This window comes from Bradyrhizobium sp. Rc2d (assembly GCF_900099855.1).
Classification (GTDB): domain Bacteria; phylum Pseudomonadota; class Alphaproteobacteria; order Rhizobiales; family Xanthobacteraceae; genus Bradyrhizobium.
Genome location: NZ_FNCU01000015.1, coordinates 63,575 through 86,703, shown reverse-complemented (window position 1 = coordinate 86,703; position 23,129 = coordinate 63,575). Strand labels below are relative to the sequence as shown.

The 23,129-nt window shown below is 64.1% G+C and carries 27 protein-coding genes; 19 read left to right on the top strand and 8 right to left on the bottom strand.

The features are described from left to right. Positions 1-231: 231 nt before the first annotated feature. Positions 232-1,428, bottom strand: coding sequence for an amidohydrolase family protein (locus tag BLV07_RS19825; RefSeq protein WP_091888636.1), 1,197 nt, complete (start codon positions 1,426-1,428; stop codon positions 232-234). A gap of 157 nt (positions 1,429-1,585) precedes the next feature. Between BLV07_RS19825 and BLV07_RS19820 the strand changes: the two genes are divergently transcribed. The 8 genes from BLV07_RS19820 (at position 1,586) to BLV07_RS19785 (ending at position 5,603) form a co-directional block, all read left to right on the top strand. Continuing rightward, positions 1,586-2,359 (top strand): ferredoxin--NADP reductase, encoded by a 774-nt coding sequence (locus tag BLV07_RS19820; RefSeq protein WP_091888634.1) that lies wholly within the window; start codon positions 1,586-1,588, stop codon positions 2,357-2,359. Positions 2,360-2,567: 208 nt separating this feature from the next. After that, on the top strand, positions 2,568-2,894 hold the full coding sequence (locus tag BLV07_RS19815; RefSeq protein ID WP_091888632.1) for a hypothetical protein: 327 nt from the start codon (positions 2,568-2,570) through the stop codon (positions 2,892-2,894). 104 nt (positions 2,895-2,998) lie between these two features. Next, complete coding sequence (locus BLV07_RS19810) at positions 2,999-4,267, top strand: cytochrome P450 (protein ID WP_091888630.1); 1,269 nt, start codon at positions 2,999-3,001, stop codon at positions 4,265-4,267. A gap of 144 nt (positions 4,268-4,411) precedes the next feature. Beyond that, the gene (locus tag BLV07_RS19805) at positions 4,412-4,597 is read left to right on the top strand and encodes a hypothetical protein (RefSeq protein WP_091888822.1); all 186 of its coding nucleotides are present in this window, start codon (positions 4,412-4,414) and stop codon (positions 4,595-4,597) included. Between the two features lie 14 nt (positions 4,598-4,611). Further along, complete coding sequence (locus BLV07_RS48905; protein ID WP_091888628.1) at positions 4,612-4,812, top strand: hypothetical protein; 201 nt, start codon at positions 4,612-4,614, stop codon at positions 4,810-4,812. A gap of 48 nt (positions 4,813-4,860) precedes the next feature. Then, positions 4,861-5,043, top strand: a complete 183-nt coding sequence (locus BLV07_RS19795) for a hypothetical protein (RefSeq protein ID WP_244551152.1) — start codon at positions 4,861-4,863, stop codon at positions 5,041-5,043. 15 nt (positions 5,044-5,058) lie between these two features. Then, entirely contained in the window at positions 5,059-5,322 is a 264-nt protein-coding gene (locus BLV07_RS19790) for a hypothetical protein (protein ID WP_091888624.1), read from the top strand. 38 nt (positions 5,323-5,360) lie between these two features. Next, the gene (locus BLV07_RS19785; RefSeq protein WP_165405375.1) at positions 5,361-5,603 is read left to right on the top strand and encodes a hypothetical protein; all 243 of its coding nucleotides are present in this window, start codon (positions 5,361-5,363) and stop codon (positions 5,601-5,603) included. Between the two features lie 38 nt (positions 5,604-5,641). Here BLV07_RS19785 and BLV07_RS19780 read toward each other — a convergent pair whose 3' ends face one another. Then, a complete protein-coding gene (locus BLV07_RS19780) occupies positions 5,642-6,886 on the bottom strand; it encodes a DUF763 domain-containing protein (protein WP_091888620.1) in 1,245 nt (414 codons plus the stop codon). 128 nt (positions 6,887-7,014) lie between these two features. Between BLV07_RS19780 and BLV07_RS19775 the strand changes: the two genes are divergently transcribed. Further along, positions 7,015-8,157, top strand: a complete 1,143-nt coding sequence (locus BLV07_RS19775) for a mechanosensitive ion channel family protein (RefSeq protein WP_091888618.1) — start codon at positions 7,015-7,017, stop codon at positions 8,155-8,157. A 6-nt stretch (positions 8,158-8,163) separates the two neighbouring features. Here BLV07_RS19775 and BLV07_RS19770 read toward each other — a convergent pair whose 3' ends face one another. The 3 genes from BLV07_RS19770 to BLV07_RS19760 all read right to left on the bottom strand — a co-directional run bounded on the left by BLV07_RS19770 (position 8,164) and on the right by BLV07_RS19760 (position 11,079). Beyond that, a complete protein-coding gene (locus BLV07_RS19770) occupies positions 8,164-9,087 on the bottom strand; it encodes a PepSY domain-containing protein (RefSeq protein ID WP_091888616.1) in 924 nt (307 codons plus the stop codon). A gap of 200 nt (positions 9,088-9,287) precedes the next feature. Beyond that, positions 9,288-10,088, bottom strand: a complete 801-nt coding sequence (locus BLV07_RS19765) for an ABC transporter substrate-binding protein (RefSeq protein WP_091888615.1) — start codon at positions 10,086-10,088, stop codon at positions 9,288-9,290. A gap of 10 nt (positions 10,089-10,098) precedes the next feature. Continuing rightward, positions 10,099-11,079 (bottom strand): tripartite tricarboxylate transporter substrate binding protein, encoded by a 981-nt coding sequence (locus tag BLV07_RS19760; protein WP_091888820.1) that lies wholly within the window; start codon positions 11,077-11,079, stop codon positions 10,099-10,101. Positions 11,080-11,195: 116 nt separating this feature from the next. Between BLV07_RS19760 and BLV07_RS19755 the strand changes: the two genes are divergently transcribed. The 8 genes from BLV07_RS19755 to BLV07_RS19720 all read left to right on the top strand — a co-directional run bounded on the left by BLV07_RS19755 (position 11,196) and on the right by BLV07_RS19720 (position 18,390). Then, positions 11,196-11,906: a TetR/AcrR family transcriptional regulator gene (locus BLV07_RS19755; RefSeq protein WP_091888613.1), complete on the top strand. Its 711-nt coding sequence runs from the start codon at positions 11,196-11,198 to the stop codon at positions 11,904-11,906. A 71-nt stretch (positions 11,907-11,977) separates the two neighbouring features. After that, positions 11,978-12,937 carry an amidohydrolase family protein gene (locus tag BLV07_RS19750; protein ID WP_091888611.1) on the top strand — a complete coding sequence of 320 codons (960 nt, stop codon included), beginning with the start codon at positions 11,978-11,980 and terminating at the stop codon, positions 12,935-12,937. 4 nt (positions 12,938-12,941) lie between these two features. Next, positions 12,942-13,820 (top strand): amidohydrolase family protein, encoded by an 879-nt coding sequence (locus tag BLV07_RS19745; protein ID WP_091888609.1) that lies wholly within the window; start codon positions 12,942-12,944, stop codon positions 13,818-13,820. Continuing rightward, positions 13,817-15,118: a C4-dicarboxylate transporter DctA gene (gene dctA, locus BLV07_RS19740; protein WP_091888607.1), complete on the top strand. Its 1,302-nt coding sequence runs from the start codon at positions 13,817-13,819 to the stop codon at positions 15,116-15,118. Before BLV07_RS19745 ends, dctA begins: the two co-directional genes overlap by 4 nt. A gap of 67 nt (positions 15,119-15,185) precedes the next feature. Continuing rightward, positions 15,186-15,899, top strand: coding sequence for a PIG-L deacetylase family protein (locus BLV07_RS19735; protein WP_027517331.1), 714 nt, complete (start codon positions 15,186-15,188; stop codon positions 15,897-15,899). After that, on the top strand, positions 15,896-16,579 hold the full coding sequence (locus tag BLV07_RS19730) for a 4-carboxy-4-hydroxy-2-oxoadipate aldolase/oxaloacetate decarboxylase (RefSeq protein WP_091888605.1): 684 nt from the start codon (positions 15,896-15,898) through the stop codon (positions 16,577-16,579). The genes BLV07_RS19735 and BLV07_RS19730 overlap by 4 nt, the downstream gene beginning before the upstream one ends. A 21-nt stretch (positions 16,580-16,600) precedes the next feature. Then, entirely contained in the window at positions 16,601-17,470 is an 870-nt protein-coding gene (locus tag BLV07_RS19725; RefSeq protein WP_091888603.1) for an ABC transporter substrate-binding protein, read from the top strand. After that, the gene (locus tag BLV07_RS19720; protein WP_091888601.1) at positions 17,470-18,390 is read left to right on the top strand and encodes a DUF1932 domain-containing protein; all 921 of its coding nucleotides are present in this window, start codon (positions 17,470-17,472) and stop codon (positions 18,388-18,390) included. The genes BLV07_RS19725 and BLV07_RS19720 overlap by 1 nt, the downstream gene beginning before the upstream one ends. Here BLV07_RS19720 and BLV07_RS19715 read toward each other — a convergent pair whose 3' ends face one another. Then, complete coding sequence (locus BLV07_RS19715; protein ID WP_176945643.1) at positions 18,391-18,711, bottom strand: hypothetical protein; 321 nt, start codon at positions 18,709-18,711, stop codon at positions 18,391-18,393. It lies immediately after the preceding gene. A 209-nt stretch (positions 18,712-18,920) separates the two neighbouring features. Further along, on the bottom strand, positions 18,921-20,162 hold the full coding sequence (locus BLV07_RS19710) for an amidohydrolase family protein (protein WP_091888598.1): 1,242 nt from the start codon (positions 20,160-20,162) through the stop codon (positions 18,921-18,923). Between the two features lie 147 nt (positions 20,163-20,309). Between BLV07_RS19710 and BLV07_RS19705 the strand changes: the two genes are divergently transcribed. After that, on the top strand, positions 20,310-20,729 hold the full coding sequence (locus BLV07_RS19705; RefSeq protein ID WP_091888596.1) for a nuclear transport factor 2-like protein: 420 nt from the start codon (positions 20,310-20,312) through the stop codon (positions 20,727-20,729). Between the two features lie 175 nt (positions 20,730-20,904). Continuing rightward, positions 20,905-21,813, top strand: coding sequence for an amino acid ABC transporter substrate-binding protein (locus tag BLV07_RS19700; protein ID WP_091888594.1), 909 nt, complete (start codon positions 20,905-20,907; stop codon positions 21,811-21,813). A gap of 10 nt (positions 21,814-21,823) precedes the next feature. On the opposite strand, the gene BLV07_RS19695 is transcribed toward BLV07_RS19700, so the two are convergent. After that, positions 21,824-23,104 (bottom strand): MFS transporter, encoded by a 1,281-nt coding sequence (locus BLV07_RS19695; RefSeq protein ID WP_349525191.1) that lies wholly within the window; start codon positions 23,102-23,104, stop codon positions 21,824-21,826. Between the last annotated feature and the right edge of the window lie 25 nt (positions 23,105-23,129).

Genomic DNA, 23,129 nt, shown 5'->3' with positions numbered 1-23,129 from the left:
CCATCTTCATCGCATTTGCAGGCGCAATGGTGGGCACGCTTCGCTTTGCCCACCCTACGATACCGAGCAAGGTGCCTCACCGTCACCCTGAGGTGGCCGCTTCTTCAGCGGCCCTCGAAGGGCGACGGCCCCGCTGCGTCAGCTCGGCCGTTCATCCTTCGAGGCTCGCACACGGCGCCTTCGCGCCGTGCACTCGCACCTCAGGATGACGGGTTTGGTGTTTTCGCGAGCCTACTTCGCCACCACCTCCGGCACCTTGCCCGCTGGCGGCGTGTTGCGGCTGCGCTGGGTGCGGACGATGCCGTCGATGATGGTCATGCCGATGCCGGGGAGATCGCCGAGCTGAACGCTCTCCAAAATGGTCTTGCCGGGCGAGTGTTGCGCCTTGTCCATGATGACGAAGTCGGCGGAGCGGCCGACTTCGATCAGGCCGCAATCGAGCTCGCGCATCCGGGCGGTGTTGCCGGTGGCAAGGCAGAAGGCGATCTCGGCCGGCAGCTCGCCGAGCGAGGACAGCATCGAGACCATGCGCAGGATGCCGAGCGGCTGCACGCCGGAGCCGGCCGGCGCGTCGGTGCCGAGGATGACGCGGTGCAGATCGCCCATCTCGCGCGCGGTGCGCAGCGTGAACAGGGCCGAGCGCTCGTTGCCGTTGTGCACGAGCTCGAGGCCGCGCTTGCAGCCCTCGCAGATGCAGCGGATCTGGTCGTCGGGAAGCGCCGTGTGGCCGCCATTGATGTGGCCGACCACGTCTGTATCGGCCTCCAGCACCACGTCCTTGTCGATCAGGCCGGAGCCGGGGATCGACGGGCCGCCGGTATGGATCGTGCTCTGGATGCCGTATTTACGCGCCCAGCCGACCATTTTCCGCGCGGTCGGACCATCCTTGACGCCACCGAGCCCGACTTCGCCGAGCAGCTTGACGCCGTTGGCGGCCATCTCCTTGAAATCCTCCTCGACCATCTCGCATTCGATCACCGGCGCGCCGGCGTGAACCTTCACGCCGCCAGGGCGCAAGGTCCAGAACGCACGCTGGGCGTATACGGCCATGGCCTTGAGACCGACGACGTCGCGGGGGCGGCCGGGCATGTGCACTTCGCCGGCCGAGATCATGGTGGTGACGCCGCCGTGGAGGTAGCTGTCGATCCAGTTGATCTGGTTCTGCCGCGGCGTCCAGTCGCCGGCAACGGGATGGACGTGGCTGTCGATCAGGCCCGGCGCGACCGTGGTGCCGTGGGCGTCGACGATGGTGGTCGCGCCTTCGGTATCGACGTCCTTGAAGCGGCCGATCGCGGTGATCTTGCCGTTCTCGGCAACGATGGTGTCGCCGTCCAGGATCGGCTTTTCCAGGGCGCCGGACAGGATCAGGCCGATATTCCGGATTACGAGCTTCGAGGGTCCGGTGGCCTGGGGTGCATCATGCGCCATGGAAGGGGCTCCTTATTCCTAACTGCAACGCTTCCGATCTTGGGCAGCCTTGACCGCGGGATCAAGCCGGATTATTCATTAGTATACGAATGATCGTGTACAAACGACGCATAGCTGCCCGCCTCGGAACCGCATTGGAAGCGACAGGGAAGGTGAGATGAGCAATTTCAATCAGGAAAGCGTTTTGAGCGTCCACCACTGGACCGACACGCTGTTCTCCTTCAAGACCACCCGCAGCCCGACCTTCCGTTTCCGCAACGGCGAATTCACCATGATCGGGCTCAAGGTCGGCGAGAAGCCACTGCTGCGGGCCTACAGCGTCGCCAGCGCCAATTACGAGGACACGCTGGAGTTCTTCTCGATCAAGGTGCCGGACGGCCCGCTGACCTCGCGGCTTCAGCACCTGAAGGAAGGCGACGAGATCATCGTCAGCCGCAAGGCCACCGGCACGCTGGTGATCGACAACCTGGAAGAGGGCCGTAACCTCTATCTCATCGGCACCGGCACCGGCCTTGCGCCGTTCCTGAGCGTGATCAAGGACCCCGAGACCTACGAGCGCTTCGAGAAGGTGGTGCTGCTGCACGGCTGCCGGCACGTCAAGGAGCTCGCCTATGGCGAGATGATCACTGAGACGCTGCCTAAGGACGAGCTGATCGGCGAGTACATCCAGAACCAACTGATCTACTACCCGACCGTCACGCGCGATCCCTTCCGCAATCGCGGCCGCATTACCGACCTCATCACGTCGGGTAAGCTGTTCACCGACATCGGCCTGCCGGCCCTGGAAGCCGCCCACGACCGCGTCATGATCTGCGGCAGTCCGGCCCTGGTCGCGGACACCCGCGTGCTGCTGGGCGAACGCGGCTTCATCGAGGGCAATCACGGCGAGCCGGCCCAGTTCGTGGTCGAAAAGGCCTTTGCCGAACGCTGAGCCATTTCCCTTCCGATGAGTCGGAACGGGGGCTCTGGATTCTTGTTTTGACGCGTTTCCTTTACGGGAGCCGGTATCCACTTCGCTCGAAAACGCTATAGGCCCCGTAATTCCTGCCCAATAAGGTCGCATTTTCGCCGCCGGCCGCCCGTTGCGGCGCCGATTCGGCGCACGATACTATATGGGAGCGAATCAGCGGAGTTCCCACATGGTTGCGGACAGCGACAGCAACATCGCCTGGCACCGGGTCCAGTTGAAGAAGAACCGCGCCGAGTTGAAGGCGCTGGAGACTGCGCGCTTCACGATGGGCGAGATCGCCTCGTCGAAGCGGAACGGCGACACCCAGAAGACCATCGCGGAACTCAAGCGCAAGATCGCGCAGTCCGAGCGCGTGATCGCCGATCACGACAAGCGCACGCGCCGACCGCTCGCGACCGACCTGCAAAGCCTCAGCAATGGCAGCTGGAGCCATTGGGACGCCTACACCAGCCAACAGCAGCGCAAGACCGGGCAGCGTTCACCGGGACGCGGGTAGGCACGTCTCGACGTCTGCGGCCGAAGCAGGTGCACGTTCCGCCCTTGCACCGGCCGCGCCGCGCACCATCTGGTTGAGACGCCAGCAATCACTCCGGTGAACCCATGACAGCGCGCCTCGATTTCACCAGCGAGGCCTTCTTTCGCGATCCGCCCAAGGCGATCGCGACGCTGCGCATGTCCGGCCCCGTAGTCGCGACGCGATTTCCTCTCATCGGCGACGTCTGGATCACCACGACCCATGACGCCACCGCGCAGGTCCTGAAGGACAGCACCACCTTCACGCTGCGAAAGGAGGATGGCGACGTCGCCGGTCTGCGCTGGTGGATGCCGAGATACGTCAGGACCATCGCCAACAACATGCTGACGATGGACGAGCCGGATCACACCAGGCTGCGCAGCATCGTGGACGAGGCTTTTCGTCGGCGCGCCATCGTCGCGATGGAGCCGCGCATCCGCGCCATCGCCGACGGTCTCGCCGGCGAGCTCTTTGCGAACGGAAGTCCGGCCGATCTCGTCCAGCGCTACGCGCGTATCCTGCCGCTCGCGGTGATCTCCGAGCTCCTGGGCCTGCCTCCGGCGGACCGTCCGCGATTCATCGCCTGGGCCAACGCGATGTCCTCGCTGACCAATGTCGTCAGCTTCTTCCGCCTGCTGTTCGCGTTCCGCAAGATGCGCGCCTACCTCGAACGGCAGTTGCAGATCGCGCGTGTACAGGGCGGCGAAGGCCTGATCGCGGAGCTGGTCCAGGTCGAGCGCGAGGGTGGCCAGATCACGCCGGATGAAATGGTCTCGATGGTGTTTCTGCTGCTCGCGGCCGGCTCGGAGACCACCACGCATCTCATCAGCGGTTCGGCTTACGAACTGCTCAGGAATCCTGGGTTGCGCGATTGGCTCGAAGAGGACTGGAGCCGCGTCGGCCTCGCCGTCGAGGAGTTCCTGCGCTTCGTCTCGCCAGTGCAATTCTCCAAGCCGCGCTATGTGCGGCGGGATGTCGAGGTCGACGGCGTGCGCCTGAAGAAGGGCGATCGCGTCATGGTGATGCTCGCCGCGGCGAACATGGATCCCACGGTGCACGATGATCCCGAGAAGCTCGATCTCGAACGCAAGCCTAACCGCCACCTCTCGTTCGGAACAGGAATCCATTTCTGCCTTGGCCACCAGCTCGCGCGCATCGAGGCCGCGTGCGCGTTGGAAGCGCTGTTCGTGCGATGGCCGAGGCTTGGCTTGGCTGTCGATCCCGCCGAGGTCCGCTGGCGCAGGCGGCCGGGTTTGCGCGCGATTGCGAAGCTTCCCGTCTCGACTAAGGGTCGCGGAACACCGGCGGCGCGCGCGGAAGCGATGATTGATCGTTCCCTCACCGCGGCGGGCTGAGATCAGCTCCTTTCGGAAAATCTTCGTCGAGCGCTGTCAGTCAGGAACGGTGTGCCGTTGGTCCTGTTGTCATTAGGACGTCGGAGACGACGGGAGTTCCTTGGCCGCATGTCGCAGATCGACGTCTTAACGGGAGACAAGATCATGGCCAGCAAGATGCCGCCTGTTCCGCCGGAAAATCAGAGCCCGAAGGGAACCGGCGATACCAAGCAAGAGTCGCCCAATCAGACCCCGCGCGGTCAACAGCGCGTGGAAAATCCGGATCAGCAGGGACAGCAGGGCAACATCAAGCAGAACACGACCAATCAAGGCTATCAGCAAGATCGCTGAGGAGGGCGACATTCATGTCGACATCCACCAAGACACCGAACAGCATTCGTCAGGGCGGACCTGGCGCTTCGCATGAGAATGCGAAGGCCCCGTTGGAGGTGAAGAAGCCGCCGGCGGACGATTTGCAGCGCAGCCATAGCCGGATCTCCGGCGGAGGCGGGGAGCGCGATTCTCATCACAGTCACGATGAAGCCGGAAAGGGCGGAGGCAGGTAGTTCATGAGCAGCAAGCAACCCAAATTGTACAGGCCGAGCGAAAAGGACATGCGTGACAATCCTCTGATCGGAGGATCGAAGGGGGCCACTATGGCGGGCGTGTCACCCGACGATCTCGAAGATGCTCTTGGCGAGAACACGATCGAAGGCGATCGCGAGACCGATGTCGGCATCGGCGGCGGCATCGACAAGGACGTCGCACATGGCGGCGCGCACCGGAGAGGTCGGTAGCTTCGGAGAACGAGCATGCAAGGCAAAAAGACCCACGAGCAGCAGGTTCGCATCCTCGAGCGCAAGCCCGATGTTCCGAACGCGCGCGAGCTCGATCAGGCGATCGGTCGCAAGTCCGGGGACGCTGCCATCCATCACGCGCGTCCGGACGCCAGGCACAGCGAATACGCGGTAAGTCGCGGCGGCCTCAATCAGGAGAGCGACCACAACAAGCACAACGATCCCGGCCAGAGCGGCCACAAGCCGCCGAAGCCAATGCCGGCACAACAGAAACAGTGAGCCTTCAAAGGGGGCGATCACTGCAAGAGGAGAAACCGATGCCAGCTGGGAACGGCAGTAAGACGCACTTCAGATCGGGCATGCATGGCAAGGGCGATGGCACTGGCGCCATGGCCGATATTCCCAAGGACAAGATCGGCGACAACATGGTGCTGTCCAATCGCGACAAGACGCAGCATTCGGACATTCGTGGCATGGATGGCAAATTCATCCAGACCGAGCAGTATCAGGATCACGCAGCCAACCGGCTCGACGAAGAGCCTGGGACTGACGAGACCTGATAGGGGGCGTTCCTCCCGATCAACTCGCGGACCGGTGTTCAGCCGGTCCGCTTTTTTGTCGGCGCGAGATCGCGCTCCCAGCCGAACACCGAGCGGCCGTCGAGATCGGGCGAGGCGGCGCGCTCGCCGGCGATGTAGGCTTCGACCGAGGGACCTCGTGCGGTCCGCTCCAGCCGCCGCGCCTGGTCGTCGAGGCGCTTGATCGCCTGCATCTCTTCTTCGCGCCCGAGCTTGGCGGTCTGGATCGCGCCCTTCAGCACGCGGATAGTCTCGTCATAGACTTTGATCGGAACGGGGTAGGGATGCCGGTCCTTACCGCCATGGGCGAGCGAAAAGCGCGCGGGATCTTTGAAACGATAGGGCGCGCCGTGCACGACTTCGGCGACCATCGCAAGTGAGCGCACCGTGCGCGCACCGACGCCGGGCGTCAGCAACAGCTCCGGGAAATCGACCGGGCCGCGCTCGGCCGCGGCAGCGAGGGTGCCGTGCAGGCGACGTGCGAACACGTCCTTGGGACGGACGTCGTGATGCGCGGGCATGATCAGGTGCGGCAGCATGGCTTGCGCCGGCTCGAGGCCGGTGAGCCGTTCGAACTCGGAGACGATGCGATCCGGGCCGAGGCCACGCAACAGCTCGAGCTGCGCGGTGCGCGAGACGTCGGCGCGATGGTCGGTGAGATTGACGATCTCGCCTTGCTGCGGACCGTCGATCGCACTGTGCGGCGTGTCGACAAAACTCTTCAGCGCCTCGGAATGCCAGTGATAGCGGCGGGCCTGCCGCTTGTCGCCGTTCATGCCCTGCTGCACCACGGTCCATTTGCCGTCCGCGGTGACGAAGAAGCCGTGGAGATAGAGGTCGAAGCCGTCTTGCACGGCGGCGCTGTCGACTTTCGCCACCAGGCGGCTGGCACGCGTCAGCTTGGCGCCGTCGAAGCCGACGCGCTCGCCGAGCTGCAACAGCTCGTCCGGCGTCTTGCGCGAATGCTGGCCGCGGCCGCCACAGACATAGATGCCGAGCTCGTCCTGGAGCGGTCCGAGTCCACGCTTCAGCGCGCCGATCACGGAGGTGGTGATGCCCGAGGAGTGCCAGTCCATCCCCATCACGGTGCCAAATGATTGAAACCAGAACGGATGCGACAGCCGCTGAAGAAACGCATCACGGCCGTAATGATGAACGATCGCCTGGGTGACGATCGCGCCAAGGGAAGCCATGCGGCTCGCAAGCCACGGCGGAACCCGCCCGGTGTGGAGAGGAAGATCGGCGCTGCCGGTACGTCGAGTCATGAGTGCCTCAAATCTAGCGCAATTCGTCAACGGTTGCATCAGCGGAATGATGCGTTGCACGGGATGGGGGAGCCAAGCTGACCGGCAGGCGTTGAGCGGGCTACGCGAATGCAGTGATGGGGACAACAATGAGTTGGCAGGCCCTCATGGCCGACATCGACGGGATGTTCGGCTGGATACCGTCTTGGTTTGTCGGCCTCAGCCTGGTTGCCGGCGCGATCCTGCTTGCCCTTTCTCTCTATCGGTTCGCGGCCTGGCTGCTCAAGCGCGCCTTCGGAACTCGTCTGCCGCTTCTGAGCGTATTCATCGACCGGACCGCCGGTCCGGCCCAACTCGCCCTTTGCCTCGCCGCCGTCGCGCTTGTGCTGCCGCTCGCGCCGCTCGACGACATGATCCGAACGCCGTTGATGCGGCTGTTTTTCGTGGCCGTCATCGCGCTGATCGGCTGGATCTCGATCCGGATCGTCGACATGAGTGCGGCGCGCTATCTCCAGAACTTTCGCGACGTCACCGAGAACTTCATCGCGCGCAAGCACGTCACGCAGGTGCGCGTGTTCAAGCGCGTCGCCGACACCATCATCGTCATCATCTCGGTGTCCACCGCGTTGATGACGTTCGATTCGGTGAAGCAATATGGCGTCAGCCTGTTCGCTTCCGCCGGTGCCGCCGGTATCATCGTCGGTCTTGCCGCGCGGCCGCTGCTGAGCAATCTGATCGCGGGCTTGCAGATCGCCATCACTCAGCCGATCCGCATCGAGGATGCCGTGATCATCGAGAACGAGTGGGGATGGGTCGAGGACATCGCCGCGACCTATGTCGTGATCCGGCTATGGGACTGGCGCCGCATGGTGGTGCCGCTCTCCTATTTCATCGAAAAGCCGTTCCAGAACTGGACCCGCGACACCGCCTCCCTGATCGGCGTCATCGTGCTCCATGTCGATTACCGTGCCGATGTGGCGCGCATCCGACGCTGGCTCGAGGAGGCGGTGAAGCAGTCCAAGCTCTGGGATGGCGCGGTGGTCAATCTCCAGGTGATCGACGCGGATTCGCGCACCATCGAGCTTCGCGCGCTGGTCAGCGCGCGCAATGCGCCGCAATCCTGGGACCTGCGCTGCGAGATCAGGGAGAAGCTCGTGGCCTTCATCCGCGACGAGATGCCGGAGGCGCTGCCGCGCGATCGCGCGATCCTGATCCCGTCGGCCGACGATGACGGCGATCTTCTCCAGCGCGTCGCGCCACCGGAGAAGATGCGGGCGAGTGCACGCGACTGAAGCCGATCAGCCGGCACCAACCACGGCCGCGTCGGTTTGCCGCTCGGAGCGCGGTCGCCGCTTACGCAATTTCCGCCGCGCCCAGATCAGGAGGCCGGTCGAGAGCAACGTGAGCAGTGCGATCGACGTCACGACGTTGAGCGGCGAGGCGATCAGCGCCGACCAGTTTCCTTCATGGATCAGGCGCGGCCAGTTGCGCGGCAGCGGTGCGACGTCGGACGAGTTCACGGCATAGGCGCGCAGTTCTCCGCCGTCATAGATGCGCGCCATGACGCGGCCTCCGCGTGTGCCGATCGAGATCACATGCGACATGTCATGGGAGGCCGCGACCATGCGTATCGCGTCGGGCAGGGCGAGGGGGCGACCAACCACGGTGGCAGCAGGTGCCGTCTGAAAAGTCAGGCCGAACGCCATGCAAAGGCCGGTCAACGGACTGAGCAGTATCAGCGGCAGCGTGAACCAGGCGGTTCCCTTGTGCCATCCCGAGAGCGTGTTGCGCAGCCGCGGCAATCCCATGACGATGCCGAGCAGCAGGATGATCACCATGGCCAACGTGGATGCCGTCACCAGCCAAGCCTGCCCCATGAGACGTTCATGCGTGAACCGCGCCCAGAGGAAGGCATTCGACAGGATTGAATTGGTCGAGGCGGCCTCGCCCGTTGCAAGATCAATCGCAGGCACGTTGGTGCCCTGCAGCGTCATGCTGCGGCTGCCCGCGTTGATGGAGAGCCCGCGCGCCTTGCCGTCGGGATCGTAACGCTTCACCAGCTCGACGACACGGCCGGCCTCGATCGCGGGGCCGCCAATGCCACTCGTTTGCACAAGGGGCTCGATGGAAAGGATCAGACCGGTGACGATGATCGCGAACAGGGGAAGGGCGAAGATCAGAGTGATCCAGCGATGGAGTCTCAATAATGCGGGTTGGCTCATTCGTCGTCCTTAGTGTTCTTTCGACCGTGCTCGCGCAGAGCCGTGCAAAACACAAATGACGCTTTGTCCATGTTGTTGCGATGATTTGCAGCAACCGGAATTAAAGTTCGCTGCCGCATGCGCTTGCGGCATTCGAGTCACGCGCGCGCCACGTCTCGTCGCAATCTGTGCGCCCGCGCGCGTTGCAACGGATCGAAGGCCTATTCGCGCTTTGCCTTGATCGCGCCGCGCAAGCCGGCCTGCCGCTGGATCGTGTCGAGCGCGCCGGATGACTGCTCGTCCGCCACGAAGCGGTTGAGCAGCGGGAGCGCGTCCTCGCGTCCTTTGGGAATTGCGATCGCCATATGCTCGGCGCCCCAATTGCCGTCGAGAATCCTTGCGCCCGGCATTTGGTCGGACATCTCGAACAGGGTCGGCTTGTTGGTCGCGTAGAGATCGATCTCGCCACGGCCGAACATGCCGACGGCCACCTTGACGCTTTCGGCAGGAATGATGGTCGCGTTCTTGAACTTGGCCGGCAGCGTGCGCTCGGAGGTCGAACCCTTGGTGACGCCGATCTTTACACCGGGCTTATCGATATCTTCGACCTTTCCGATCGGCGAATTTGCCGGGACGAGAAAGCCGAGCTCGATCGCCAGCACCGGCTGGCTGAAGCTGACCTCGTTCGCGCGGGCCGGCGTCGCATTGGTCACGGTGAAATCGACCTGACCGTCGTGGATGGCGGTGATGACGTCGGCAACACGTTGGAACCTGACGTAGTCGACGCCGACGCCGAGCCGTTTTGCCAGCTCGCCGCCGAGATCATAAGCGAGGCCGTGCGGCTTGCCCGCCGCGTCCGTCACCATCGAGGTCGGGCTGCCCGGATAGATACCGACGCGCAAGGTGCCGCCCGGTGCCAGGAGTTTTGCTTCGCCGTCGGCGCGCACGGGCGCACCGAACAGGCTGGCGATGGCGACCGCGAGCAGGGCGGTGCGCGCGAGGCGTCCGGATGAGGTCTTCATGTGAAGAACCTCACTGGGCGCGGATGTTGGCGGCCTTCAGCACCGGCTCCCATTTCGTCGCCTCGGCATGCATATAGGCGTCGAAGTCCTTGGCGGAGGAGCCGACTGGGGTGGCGCCGATCTTGCTGAGCGTCGACAGCACACTTGGATCCTGCAACGCCGCCTTGAGGTCGGTTTCGAGCTTGGCGACGATCTCCGGCGGCATCTTCGCCGGGCCAAGCACACCCCACCAGACCGAGACGTCGTAGCCGGGCACGCCGGCTTCCGCGACGGTCGGAACATTGGGCAGTGCCTTGGAGCGTTCGGCCGAGGTCACCGCGAGTGCGCGCACCGGGCCGCCTTCGAGCTGGCCGATCGCTTCCGCGAGCGGATTGATGCTGAGCGGAATCTCGCCGGCGATCACCGCCGTGAGCGCCGGAGCGCCGCCCTTGTAGGGGATCGCCACGATCTTGCTGCCTGACATGTATTTGAGCAGCTCGCCGGCGAGATGCGCCGAGGTGCCGTTGCCGGACATGCCGTAGGAGAGCTTGTCCGGCTCCTTCTTCGCCGCAGCCAGGAGATCGCCAAGCGTCTCGTACGGGCTATCCTTGGCCACGACGATCGCGAGCGGCGAGGAGGCGACCTCGGTGATCCCGGTGAAATCCTTGAAGGTGTCGTAGGGCACGCTCGGATAGATGAACTGGTTGAGCGGATGGCCACTCGCCACCAGGATCAGCGTGTAGCCGTCGGGTGCGGCCTGTGTCAGCGCCTGCGAGGCAACGATGCCGCCGGCGCCGGGGCGGTTGTCGATCACCGGCTGCTGGCCCCAGGTCTTGGCCAGTGCCTGACCCAGCGTGCGTGCGAGCACGTCGACCGCGCCGCCGGCGGCGTAGGGGACCAGAATGTGGACCGGCTTGTTCGGGTAACTTTCGGCGGCGTGCGCGGCGCCGCCCGCCAGCAGCAGACCGGCACCCAGCATCATAGCGCCGATCTTCTTGTTCAAACCCAGCATTTCCCAGCACTCATTGAGGACATTCGCGCGCCTGCCGGCGGACTTCAGGCCATTGCGGACGCCGTCCGTGGTTTTTGTTGACGAGACCTGATCTTTTGTACGATAGTACAAATCACATGGTACGCAAGCCCACCAGCAAGGAAACGATCCGCAAGCCGAACATGCGCGAGGCGATCCTCGCCGCGGCCGAGGAGCTGTTCGCCACCAACGGCTTCAATGCCGTCTCGGTACGCGACATCGCGCAGGCTGCCGGGGCCAATCCCGGCAGCGTGACCTATCATTTCAAGACCAAGGACGGCCTGCTGCTGGAGATCTACCGGCGCCATTGCGGGCCGATGAATTTGCGCCGATCCGAGCTGCTCGCGGCCGCCAAGCGCGTGCGCGATCTCCAGGACCGGCTGGAGGCGATCGTGCGCGCTTATGTGGTGCCGGCCTTCACCTCGGGCAGCGATCTCGCCGGCGGCGGGGCGCGCTTCACGCGGTTGCGCGCCGTGATGTCGGCGGAAGGCAACGAGGTCGCGCGAAAGATCATCGCGCAGACCTTTGATGACACCAGCCACGCCTTCATCGACGCGATCCACGAGAGCCTGCCGCATATCCCGCGCACCGACATCGTCTGGCGCAGCCATTTCCTGCTCGGCGCACTCTATTATTCGCTGGTGACGCCCGAGCGCGTCTCGCGCCTGTCGCGTGGCGAAGCTGATGGCGGCGACGCCGCCAATGCCATCGAGCAATTGGTGCAGGCCACCGTTGCCGCGTTCCAGGCACCCGCACTGGATCAAGCCGCGCCGGCGCGGCGGCGGCCGGTCGTCAGCAGCAAGACTTGAAAGAAGCCGCCCGAGCGGAGGCGCCTCGCGCTTCCGCTCGCAAGTGGACCATGTGATGGGGTGTTGAGGACATGAACAGGCGGGAATGCTTGCATCTCTTGACCGGACTGGCCGGCGCAGCGCTTGCGAGCGAAGCGCGCGCGCAAGGCGGCGAGCAGAGATCGATTCCGACCATTGAGCCGCCGGACCCAAGTCCGAAAACGCCGTCGCTCAAGCTGCCGGCAAAATCCTGCGACAGCCATACCCACATTTTCGGTCCGGCGTCTCGCTATCCGTTCTCCGAGAAGCGCCCCTACAACACGGCCGATGCGCCGCTGGAGGCATTCCGCAGCGTGCACGAGAAGATCGGCGTCGAACGCTGCGTCATCGTCAATGCCACAGTTCACGGCACTGACAATCGCGTCGTCACCGATGCCATCGCCCAGAGCGAGGGCGCCTATAAGGGCATCGCCAACGTCAATGACGAGATGACCGAGAAGGAGCTGGCGGCGCTCGACAAGGCCGGCATCTGCGGTTGCCGCTTTGCCTTCCTCAAGCGCCTCGGCGGCGTCGGCGACATGGGAAAATTCCAGCGCATCGTGCATCGCGTCGCCGAGCTCGGCTGGCATATCGACGTCTATTTCGAGCCGGGTACGATCGCCGAATTCGCGCCCATCCTCTCCGCGCTGCCGACGCCCTATGTGATTGATCACATGGGCACGGTGCAGGCGGGGAAGGGCCTCGACGATCTCGGCTTCACGGCCTTGCTCGACCTCCAGAGGAAGGACGAGAAGTGCTGGGTCAAGATCACCGGCCTCGAACGTGCATCAGCGGCCGGCAAGCCGTTCCATGATGCCGTGCCGTTCGCCAAAGCGCTGATCGACAACGCGCCCGATCGCGTGCTGTGGGGCACCGATTGGCCGCATCCCAATGTCAAGGTCATGCCGAATGACGGCGAGATCGTCGACCTGATCCCGCTCTACGCGGCCGACGCAAAGCTCCAGCAGAAGCTGCTGGTCGACAATCCCGCGCGCCTGTTCAAGTTCACCTGAGACGATGATGTACAAGCCGACCATTCCGCCGCCCGACCCGAACACGCGCACGCCGAAATTCAAGCTGCCGAAGCTTTCGTGTGACGCGCATTGCCACATCTTCGGTCCCGGCGCGAAATATCCGTACGCGCCTGACCGTTCCTACACGCCGCCGGATGCGCCGCTGGAGGATTTCCGCGCGCTGCATGCCAAGCTCGGCGTCGAGCGTGCCGTCATCGTCAATGCCAGCGTGCACGGCACGGACAACACGGTAGCGCTCGATGCCATCGCGCAGAGCAACGGCGCCTATCGGGCCGTCGCAAACATCGACGACACCATCACCGAGCGGGGAATGCGCGATCTGCATGACGGCGGCTTCCGCGGCTGCCGTTTCAATTTCGTCCGCCACCTCGGCGGCGTCCCAGATAAGGGCGTGTTCGACCGCATCATCGCCATGGTCGCACCGCTCGGCTGGCATATCGATCTGCATTTCGATGCAATCGATCTGCCTGACTATGCCGACATGCTGACAAGGCTGCCGCTGAGCTACACCATCGACCACATGGGACGGGTGAAGGCCTCCGATGGGCTCGATCAGCTTCCGTTCAGGATTTTGATCGAGCTGATGCAGCGCGACGAGAAATGCTGGGTCAAGATCTGTGGCTCGGAGCGTGTGTCCTCGGCCGGTCCGCCGTTCACGGATGCGGTGCCGTTCGCGCGCAAAATCGTCGAGACCGCGCCCGACCGCGTCATCTGGGGCACCGACTGGCCGCATCCCAATGTCAAGGCGATGCCGAATGACGGCGACCTCGTCGATCTGATCCCGTTGTTCGCGCCGGAGCCGGAGTTCCAGCGGAAGATCCTGGTCGACAATCCCGCGCGCCTGTTCGGGTTCGACCAATGACGGCGCTCGCGATCGACAAACCGCGCGGCCGCGCCTGGTGGAAGGAGCTCTGGATCCAGGTGCTCATCGCCATGGCAGCCGGCATCGCGCTTGGGATCGCCAGCCCCGAGGCGGGCGCCAAGATGCAGCCGCTGGGCGATGCCTTCATCAAGGCGATCCGGATGCTGATCGCGCCGATCATCTTCTGCACCGTCGTGCATGGCATCGCGCACATGGCCGACATGGCGCGCGTCGGGCGCGTCGCAGTAAAGGCGATCGTCTATTTCGAGGTCATGACCACGATCGCGCTGATCATCGGCCTCGTCGCGGTGAACCTGCTCAAGCCCGGCGTCGGCATGAACATCGATCCCGCCAGCATCAATGCCAGCGCCATCGAGCCCTACGTCAAGCAGACCGGTGCGATCGGCTTCGTGCCGTTCCTGATGAACATCGTGCCCGCAACGTTCATTGGCGCCTTTGCCGAGGGTAACATTCTCCAGGTGCTGTTCATCTCCGTACTGTGTGGTTTCGCGCTGGTACAGCTCGGCGAGCGTGCCGCGCCGCTGGTCCATCTGATCGACATCGCTGCCAAGATGGTGTTCGCCGTCGTCGGCTTCGTAATGTGGGCGGCGCCGATCGGCGCGTTCGGCGCCATCGCCTTTACGGTCGGCAAGTTCGGCGTCGGCTCGCTGGCCTCGCTCGGCAAGCTGCTGGGTGGCTTCTATCTCACCTGCGTAGTCTTCATCATCGTGGCGCTGGGCCCCGTAGCGCGGTTCTGCGGCTTCTCGCTGCTCAAGCTGATCCGCTACATCTGGGAAGAGCTGCTGATCTGCATCGCCACCACGTCGTCGGAGACGGTATTGCCGCGGATGCTGACCAAGCTGGAAAAGGCCGGTTGCGAGAAGAGCGTCGTGGGGCTCGTGATCCCGACCGGCTATTCCTTCAATCTCGACGGCACCTGTCTCTACCTTGCCGCAGCCTCGGTGTTTCTGGCACAGGCGACCAACACGCCGTTCGGCCTTGCGGAGCAGATCGAGCTGCTGCTGATCCTGCTCGTGACCTCCAAGGGCGCGGCGGGAATTGCCGGCGCGGCCTTCGTCGTGCTGGCGGCGACGCTGTCGGCCACCGGCACCATTCCGGTGACGAGCGTCGCGCTGGTGCTCGGCATTCATCGCCTGATGTCGCAGGGGCTGACGCCGACCAATCTGATCGGGAACGCGGTTGCGACGATCGCAATTGCCAAATGGGAAGGCGCGCTCGACGGCGAGCGTCTCCGGCGTGTGCTCGACGGCGAGGAACAAGCGGCCGTCGCGGCTTGACGAACCGGCTTCCTGCCTGAGGCAGACGGCCTATGATGCTTACGAACGAAAGAGGGGAGTTTGTCCCATGAAAACCGGTCTCGTGATCACCGCCCATCCCGGCGATTTCGTCTGGCGCGCCGGCGGCGCCATCGCCCTGCATGCGAAGAAAGGCTATCGCATGAAGATCGTATGCATGTCCTTCGGCGAGCGCGGCGAGAGCCAATTCGCCTGGAAGGAGAAGGGGGCGACGCTTGAATCGGTCAAGGCCGGTCGCAAGGACGAGGCGGAGCGGGCCGCAAAGCTGTTAGGTGCCGAGATCGAGTTCTTCGATTGCGGCGACTATCCGTTGAAACTCACCGAGGCACATTTCGACCGCATGGTCGATATCTACCGCGAGCTCAATCCGAGCTTCGTGCTGACGCACGCACTGGAAGACCCCTACAATTTCGACCATCCGAACGCGGCGCATTTCGCGCAGGAGACCCGCGTGGTCGCGCAGGCGATGGGCCATAAGCCCGGCGCGCAGTACAAATATTCGGCACCGCCGGTGTTCCTGTTCGAGCCGCACCAGCCGGAGCAATGCAATTACAAGCCGGACCTTCTCCTCAAGATCGACGAGGTCTGGAAGGAAAAGTACGAGGCGTTCCAGATCCTGGCCGCGCAGAAGCATCTGTGGGGCTATTACGAGCGCGTCGCGCTCAATCGCGGTATCCAGGGTAGCCGCAACACCGGCGTGCCCATGACTTACGGCGAGGCCTATCAGCGCCTGTTCCCGACCGTAGCGGAGGAGCTGGCATGAAGCCCGTCGTCGTTCGCAACATCAAGCGCGCCGATCCCGCCGGCATGGCGGAGTACGGCGTCTCCACCGTGCACGAGGCCTATGGTCGCCTCGGCCTGATGAAGCCTTACTTGCGTCCCGTCTGGGCGGGGGCGTCGATTGCCGGCCCCGCCGTCACCGTACTGGCGCAGCCTGGCGACAACTGGATGATCCATGTTGCCGTCGAGCAGTGCAAAAAGGGCGACATCCTCGTCGTCGGCTGCACAACCGACAATACCGACGGCATGTTCGGCGAGCTGCTCGCGACCTCGCTCCTGGCGCGCGGCGTGCAGGGGCTGATCATCGATGCCGGTTGTCGCGACGTCAAAGCGCTGCACGAGATGAAGTTTCCGGTGTGGTCGCGCGCGGTCTCGGCCAAGGGCACGGTGAAGGCCACGCTCGGCTCGGTCAATGTCCCCGTGGTCTGCGCCGGCATCAATGTCGATCCCGGTGACATCGTGGTCGCCGATGACGACGGCGTCGTCGTGGTGCCCAAGCGCTACGCGGCCGAAGTCGCCGAGAAGGCGAAGAAGCGCAATGCGGATGAAGGCGGAAAGCGCACGCGTCTCGCCTCGGGCGAGCTCGGCCTCGACATGTACAGCATGCGCGAGGCGCTGGCGAAAGCCGGGCTCGTCTATGTCGACAATCCCGAGGACGTCTGAGGCAACGGCGGGAGCGGGCGGATGGATCGTCTCAAGCTGAAGGCCGTGCTCGGCAGTCACCCCCATGTCCAGGCGGTGAAGAGCGGCGAATTCCGCTCCGACCTTTTCGACCTCGACTTCATCGAGTACACGCCGACCAACACGGCCTTCAAACCGATGGTGCGCGAGCAGGCGTTCGACGTCTGCGAGATGGCAATCGTCACCTGTCTGATGGCGAAGGCGCACGGCAAGCCGCTGGTGCTGCTGCCCGCGACGATGCTCGGCCGCTTCCAGCATGGCTACGCGCTCCACAATCCCGCACGCGGAACGCTCAGGCCCTCCGATCTCGAAGGCAAGCGCGTCGGCATTCGCTCCTTCACGACCACGACCGGAGCCTGGATCAGGGGCATCCTCGCCAACGACTACGGCGTCAATCTCGACAGTATCCGCTGGGTCACGTTCGAGGATCCGCACGTCGCCGAATATGTCGACACCACCGAGCGCGCCCCGAAGGACAAGAAGATCCTGCAGATGCTGCTCGACGGCGAGCTCGACGCCGTCCTCGGCGAGACCTCCAACGATCCCAAGCTGAAGCCGCTATTCCCTGATTCCGCCGCGGAAGCCGCCAAATGGTACGCCCGGCGTGGCGTCGTGCCGGTCAATCATCTCGTGGTCGTGACCGAGCAGCTCGCCAAATCTCGTCCCGACGTCGTCGCAGGCATCTATGATCTGCTCAAGCGGAACAAGGAGCTGGCGGGGCCCGCGGCCTCGCCGGACCTCATTCCGTTTGGCATCGAAGCGAACAGGAAGCCGTTGGAGCTGATCGTCGACTACGCGTTCCAGCAGGCGCTGATCCCGCGCCGCTACGCGGTCGAGGAGCTCTTCGACGAAACGACACGAGGATTGAACTGATGGTGGATCCGAGGCGATGGCAGATCGGCCTGGTCGGCTATGGCGAGGTCGGCAGGATCTTGGCCGAGGATTTGCGCCAGCAGGACATCAAGGTATCGGCCTACGATATCAAGCTCGGAGGCGACCAGGGCGCTCCGCTGCAGGAGCATGCGGCGAAATTCGGTGTGGTGCTTGCAGACTCCCATGCCGAGCTGACCGCGAAGTCCGATTTCATCGTCTCCGCGGTCACGGCAAGCCAGGCTGTTCCGGTGGCGAAAGCATGCGCGGCCGCGATCAACCAGGGCACCTGGTTCCTGGATTTCAATTCGGCCTCACCGGGCGCCAAGCAGCGCGCTGCTGCGCTGATCGATGGCGCTGCTGGCCGCTATGTCGAGGGCGCGGTCATGACCTCGGTGCCGCCGTACCGCATCAAGGTGCCGCTGCTGCTCGGCGGCCCCGGCGCGAAGGAGCTCGAGCCGCTTCTGAATGCGATCGGCTTTGCGGCGAAGGTTGCCAGCGACAAGCTCGGTGTATCCTCGGCGGTGAAAATGTGCCGCAGCATCATGATCAAGGGCCTGGAAGCCATGGTCATTGAGAGCTTCACCACGGCGCGTGCCTATGGCGTGGAGGATGCCGTGCTGGCGTCGCTCGCGGAAACCTTTCCCGGCATCAATTGGGAGAAGCAGGGTGCCTATTTCTTCCAGCGCGTGATCGAGCACGGCCGCCGTCGCGCCGAAGAAGTGCGTGAGGTCGCCGAGACCGTGCGCGAGGCGGGACTGACGCCGTGGTCCGCGCAGGGCACGGCTGAGCGGCAGGCCTGGGTGGCCGATCTCGCCGATGAAGGGCTGTTCGGCGCCAGGGGCACCAAGGAATTCGCCCGCAGCGCCGATTGGCGCACCGAGGCGGACCGGATCCTCGCGAAGATCAATCGCCCAAAATAATCAGCCTACGACCGCATCACCGGCCTGGAAGCTCACGACCTGGTCGCGGGCGCGTTCGATCAAGTCGATGAGATTTCGTGCTTTGCGGGCGAGCTGCTCCGTGGCCGGTTGGGTGCGGAATTCGGCCAGCACCGCGCGAACGCATTTGTTGGCAGCGTCGAGCGTCCAGAGCGTACGGTTGACGTCGTCCTGAGTCTGGATTCCCGAGATATCGAGATCCGACAGAACAAGGCCGATGCCGTCGAGCCGCTTCACCGCGCGATCGGTGGGCGTTCTGGCCTGGATGGAATGATAGTCGATGCTGCTGAATGCGCTGAACATATCCATACTTTCCCGATCGCACGCAAATGATCAGTGCAAAGTCCTAGTTATGGTCAGCGCGGTGGGCCTTGCAACGCGTGGGGCTACGGTCCGGGATTCTACCGGACTCGCTGGACCGGCGGTATGATTGAACGGAAGCCGTCAATAGCCAGGCACGCATCCCGACAATCTTACCGCTGGAAGCGGCGAGCTGGCCTTGCCTGTCGACGTCAGCTCCGGGGGCGGAACAGATTCGGCCGCTGCCGCTCAAATGTCTGTCGGCCCGCCTTGAAGCCCATCACGACGTCAGGCAGCTCAGCGATGGCGAAGCGGCTGTCTCGCGTATCGAGCACGACGAGATCGGCGGGGTTGCCGATCTTGATGCCGTAATCGCCAAGGTTCATCAGGCGGGCCGGCAGCTCGGTCACGAGATCGAGGCAGGTGTCGAAATCGCTCACGGCGGCGTGCGCGACGTTGGCATAGAAGTTTGCCATCCGCAGCAGGGAAGCGTCACCGAACGGCGTGAAGGGGTTGAGCACGTTATTGGTGGCGACCGAGCACAACACGCCGTCGTCTGCGAGCTTGTGGGCGAGCGTCAGTCCGCGCGGCGCATTGTGGCTGGCCTCGCGCCCCATCAGATAGAGGTCGGTCGCGGGCAGCACGGTGACGGCAACGCCTGATGTCGCCAGCTGCGCGGTGGCAACCCTCATTCGCTCGGGCGGCAACGCCGAGAGCTTCGTGGCGTGACCGATCGCCACGCGTCCCCCATAATTGCGCCGCTCGGTCTGGCGGCACACCTCATCGAGGTGCCACCAGGAGGGATCGAGATCGAAGTCGAGATGGAGGTCGACGTCGACGTCGAATTCCTGCGCGAGATCGAAGATGCGTTCGAGATGGGCGGTCGGGTCGGCGTCCGTATAGGGACAGCCGCCGATCACCTCGCCGCCGTCGCGCAGCGCCTGGATCAGCAACTCCTCAGCTCCGGGGTCGTTGGTCAGGCCCTCCTGCGGGAAGACGCAGAGCGACAGGTCGATCGCCCAGGCATAATCGCGCTTCAGCGCTTTGACCGCCGCGAAGCCGCGCAAGGCGATGCGCGGATCGATCTCGACATGGGTGCGCATGCGCGTCGTGCCGTGCACGATCGCACGTTCGAGCACCCGGGCACCGCGGGCATAGATGTCCTCGACCGTGAAATCGCGCTTCATCCCGGCAACGGCGCGGATGGCGTCCGAAACGCTGCCGTGATTGTGCCCACAGCGGCCGAGCAGGCAGGCCTTGTCCAGATGGATGTGGGTATCGACGAAGCCGGGCAAAGCCAGGTGGCCGCCGAGATCAACCTCGACCGCGTCGCAGACGAGCCGCGGTTCGATCGCGGCGATGCGGCCATCCTTCACGCCGATATCGACGGGTGCGGCGGATGATCGCAACAACGCGCGGCGAAGGATCAGGTCGAAGGCAGTCTGCGTGCTCATGGCAGCGACTTTTGCGGCGGGAGAATGCCGCAGTCAATCGCGACACAGGCCTCGGAGGGCCCCAGAGCAGCAGAGCAGATGTTCAAAATATATGCATGCATTCCGAGAGGTCGGCGATAGTATTCGGCAAAGCCAGGAGAACGCGCCATGTCCGTAACCGCCGAAGCCCAGACCGGATCGTTGTCGGACGCCGAGATCGTGAAAGCCTATCTCACGGCATCAATGATTCCCGATCCCGATGCTGCGGCAGCCTATGTCGCGCCAGGCACGATCATCACGTTCACGGGTGGCCGCGAGTTCGACCATCCCCGGGGGCCTACCACCTTCAATGCCAAACGCTACCGCTGGGTCAAGAAGAAGATGGACCGCTTCGACGTCTGTCCGGGTCATGGCGAGACCATCGTGTACAGCGTCGGAACGCTGTATGGCGAATGGAAGGACGGGACCGCCTTCGAAGGCAACCGCTACGTCGACCGCTTCGTGGTGCGGAACGGCAAGATCACGAAGATGGATGTCTGGAACGACAGCGCCGAGCGCATCCTGGTCCAGCGCGGCATCGACGCGTAAGGTCCGTCTCGGGGGCGGAGGCGACGCCGCTTCGGCGAAGGCGAATGCCGCACATCGTATCGAAAGCCGCGATAGCTGCTAGTCGCAAGCCCGTCTGGCGGCTGGCGCGTGCCTGCGCTATCAACGCTCGTGATTGCGCCCGGCATGGAGGCGCGAGCGCCTTGAGGAGCACCCGATGCGTCTACCCACAATTATCCTGGCCCTGACATGTCTTGCGGGCGCAGCACCAGCCGAAGACCTGTCGGGCACGCTCCAGAAGATCAAGGAGACGAAGAAGATCACGCTGGGCTATCAGGAGGCCTCGGTCCCGTTCAGCTATCTCGACGGCAACCAGAAGCCGGTCGGCTTTGCCATGGATATCTGTCTCAAGATCGTCGACGCCGTGAAGAAGCAGCTCGGCATGCCCGACATCGCCATCGACACGCTCGCGGTGACGTCGTCGAACCGGATTCCGCTGATGGTCAACGGCACGCTCGATCTGCATTGCTCGGCGACCACCAACAATGCCGATCGCCAGAAGCAGGTCGCCTTCACCAACACGCACTTCCTCAGCGCGACGCGATTCGCGGCGAAGAAGGCGGCCAAGATCAACACCATCGACGATCTCAAGGGCAAGGCCGTCACGGCGGTGGCCGGCTCGGTCAACCTGACGCAGCTCGCCAAGGTCAACACCGAACGCAATCTCGGCATCAATGCGATGCCGGCCAAGGATCAGGCCGAGGCCTTCCTGTTGCTCGAGACCGACCGCGCCCAGGCCTATGCGCTCGACGATGTCCAGCTCGCGGTCGCGATCGCGCGATCGAAGGAGCCGCAGCTCTACATGATCAGCGAGGAGGCATTCTCGAAGCCGGAGCCTTACGGGATCATGCTGCGGCGGGAGGATGCGCCGTTCAAGGCGCTCGCCGATCGCGCGACCGCGGAGCTCTATGCAAGCCCCGAGATCGAGATGCTCTACAAGAAATGGTTGCAATCGCCGACCCCGCCGAATGGCCTCAACCACAACGTCCCGATGTCGCCGGCTTTGCGCAACGCCTTCAAGAAGCCGAGCTCGAGCGCCGATCCTGATGTCTATGTGGTGAACTGAGGCGAGGGCGCTAGCGCGTCCGCGGGGTGTCGGGCAGCTGCCCCGCCAGCGCCGCGCCGATCGCCGCGATCGCGGCCATCACCAGCGCCCAGGCGATAAAGAGCCGATGGCCGATCAGCGCGCCGCTCACGAGCGGGGCGCTGATGTTTGCGCCCGACATCAGGGACTGATTGAGGCCCATGATCATGCCCTGGCGATTGATCGCGGTGCTGCGCGACAGCTCCGCCGTCAGCGTGCTGCGGGCGAACATGGTGCCGACGATGATCAGCGTCAGCTCGATCGCGAGCAGGCTGATGCTGTTGCCGGCCGCAAGGCCGGCAAATCCCAGTCCCATGCAGGCGAACGCCGCGGTGACGATGCCGCGGTCGGAAGCGATGAGGTTCGCGCGCGTGATCAGAAAGCTCTGGACCGCCATGTTGATGAAGCCGGCATAGGCGAACATCCATCCGAGTTCGCGCGCGCCGAAAGGATGCCCGTCCCAGGAGAAGCGCGCCGACAGGAACAGGCCGATCTGCGACAGGAACATCGAATTGACGAAGAAGAACACGATGAGAAGACCGAGCAGCCGCCATGCGTAGCGCATGCCGAGCATCGAGCGGGTCAGCGTCGGCGGGGGCACGCGGTGCTGGTAGAGCGGCTCGGACGCCGGATGGTCAGGCGGGAGCAGTGCGATCGTCGCCAGGATGCTGATCAAGGAGAGCGCGGCTGCGGCCCACACCGGCGCAGTTTCCCCGTAGTGGACAAGAAGGCTCGACAGAGCAGGGCCGACCAGGAGTCCCGTTCCGATCGCGCCGCTCGTCATGCCAAGCGCCTGCTTGCGGGTCGCGGGCCCGCTGTGCTCGGCGGCATAGGCGTGAGCGACCGAGATGTTGCCGGACGTCAGGCCGTCGATGATGCGCGCCAGGAACACCATCGTCAGATTGCTTGCCACGGCGAGCAGAACGAAGCCGACGAGCGTTCCGATCTGGCTCACGACCAGAACCTTTCGCCGGCCATAGCGGTCCGAGAGCATGCCGACCACGGGGCCGGCGATGAGCTGGCAGACGGCATAGACCGAGATCAGAGCGCCGAGCAGGAACGGCGTGGCGCCGAGCCGCTGCGAATAGAACGGTAGGAGCGGCAGGATGGTCCCCATCCCGGTGGCATCCACGGCCACGACGACGAAGGTCGGGACTAGCGTCAGCGCGCTTTCGCCTGCAATCACTGCCCGTGCCTCCGTCGCGGAACCCGATCCCATATCGCGCTGTTTCTCGTTCGCTTTCTCGTGATCGTCCGACCTATGCCAGGCTATATAGTTGCAAGCTAATAGTTTGTGT

Excerpts from the sequence above, each read along its gene's own strand:
- BLV07_RS19725 (WP_091888603.1), top strand. The coding sequence starts at position 16,601 with ATGGATCGTCTCAAGCTGAAGGCCGTGCTCGGCAGTCACCCCCATGTC.
- BLV07_RS19810 (WP_091888630.1), top strand. The coding sequence starts at position 2,999 with ATGACAGCGCGCCTCGATTTCACCAGCGAGGCCTTCTTTCGCGATCCG.
- BLV07_RS19715 (WP_176945643.1), bottom strand. The coding sequence starts at position 18,711 with ATGTTCAGCGCATTCAGCAGCATCGACTATCATTCCATCCAGGCCAGA.
- BLV07_RS19700 (WP_091888594.1), top strand. The coding sequence starts at position 20,905 with ATGCGTCTACCCACAATTATCCTGGCCCTGACATGTCTTGCGGGCGCA.
- BLV07_RS19760 (WP_091888820.1), bottom strand. The coding sequence starts at position 11,079 with ATGCTGGGTTTGAACAAGAAGATCGGCGCTATGATGCTGGGTGCCGGT.
- BLV07_RS19805 (WP_091888822.1), top strand. The coding sequence starts at position 4,412 with ATGGCCAGCAAGATGCCGCCTGTTCCGCCGGAAAATCAGAGCCCGAAG.
- BLV07_RS19745 (WP_091888609.1), top strand. The coding sequence starts at position 12,942 with ATGATGTACAAGCCGACCATTCCGCCGCCCGACCCGAACACGCGCACG.
- BLV07_RS19770 (WP_091888616.1), bottom strand. The coding sequence starts at position 9,087 with ATGAGCCAACCCGCATTATTGAGACTCCATCGCTGGATCACTCTGATC.
- BLV07_RS19720 (WP_091888601.1), top strand. The coding sequence starts at position 17,470 with ATGGTGGATCCGAGGCGATGGCAGATCGGCCTGGTCGGCTATGGCGAG.
- BLV07_RS19705 (WP_091888596.1), top strand. The coding sequence starts at position 20,310 with ATGTCCGTAACCGCCGAAGCCCAGACCGGATCGTTGTCGGACGCCGAG.
- BLV07_RS19780 (WP_091888620.1), bottom strand. The coding sequence starts at position 6,886 with ATGACTCGACGTACCGGCAGCGCCGATCTTCCTCTCCACACCGGGCGG.
- BLV07_RS19750 (WP_091888611.1), top strand. The coding sequence starts at position 11,978 with ATGAACAGGCGGGAATGCTTGCATCTCTTGACCGGACTGGCCGGCGCA.
- BLV07_RS19795 (WP_244551152.1), top strand. The coding sequence starts at position 4,861 with ATGCGTGACAATCCTCTGATCGGAGGATCGAAGGGGGCCACTATGGCG.
- BLV07_RS19825 (WP_091888636.1), bottom strand. The coding sequence starts at position 1,428 with ATGGCGCATGATGCACCCCAGGCCACCGGACCCTCGAAGCTCGTAATC.
- BLV07_RS48905 (WP_091888628.1), top strand. The coding sequence starts at position 4,612 with ATGTCGACATCCACCAAGACACCGAACAGCATTCGTCAGGGCGGACCT.
- BLV07_RS19790 (WP_091888624.1), top strand. The coding sequence starts at position 5,059 with ATGCAAGGCAAAAAGACCCACGAGCAGCAGGTTCGCATCCTCGAGCGC.
- BLV07_RS19765 (WP_091888615.1), bottom strand. The coding sequence starts at position 10,088 with ATGAAGACCTCATCCGGACGCCTCGCGCGCACCGCCCTGCTCGCGGTC.
- BLV07_RS19775 (WP_091888618.1), top strand. The coding sequence starts at position 7,015 with ATGAGTTGGCAGGCCCTCATGGCCGACATCGACGGGATGTTCGGCTGG.
- BLV07_RS19730 (WP_091888605.1), top strand. The coding sequence starts at position 15,896 with ATGAAGCCCGTCGTCGTTCGCAACATCAAGCGCGCCGATCCCGCCGGC.
- dctA (WP_091888607.1), top strand. The coding sequence starts at position 13,817 with ATGACGGCGCTCGCGATCGACAAACCGCGCGGCCGCGCCTGGTGGAAG.
- BLV07_RS19815 (WP_091888632.1), top strand. The coding sequence starts at position 2,568 with ATGGTTGCGGACAGCGACAGCAACATCGCCTGGCACCGGGTCCAGTTG.
- BLV07_RS19710 (WP_091888598.1), bottom strand. The coding sequence starts at position 20,162 with ATGAGCACGCAGACTGCCTTCGACCTGATCCTTCGCCGCGCGTTGTTG.
- BLV07_RS19735 (WP_027517331.1), top strand. The coding sequence starts at position 15,186 with ATGAAAACCGGTCTCGTGATCACCGCCCATCCCGGCGATTTCGTCTGG.
- BLV07_RS19785 (WP_165405375.1), top strand. The coding sequence starts at position 5,361 with ATGCCAGCTGGGAACGGCAGTAAGACGCACTTCAGATCGGGCATGCAT.
- BLV07_RS19755 (WP_091888613.1), top strand. The coding sequence starts at position 11,196 with ATGGTACGCAAGCCCACCAGCAAGGAAACGATCCGCAAGCCGAACATG.
- BLV07_RS19820 (WP_091888634.1), top strand. The coding sequence starts at position 1,586 with ATGAGCAATTTCAATCAGGAAAGCGTTTTGAGCGTCCACCACTGGACC.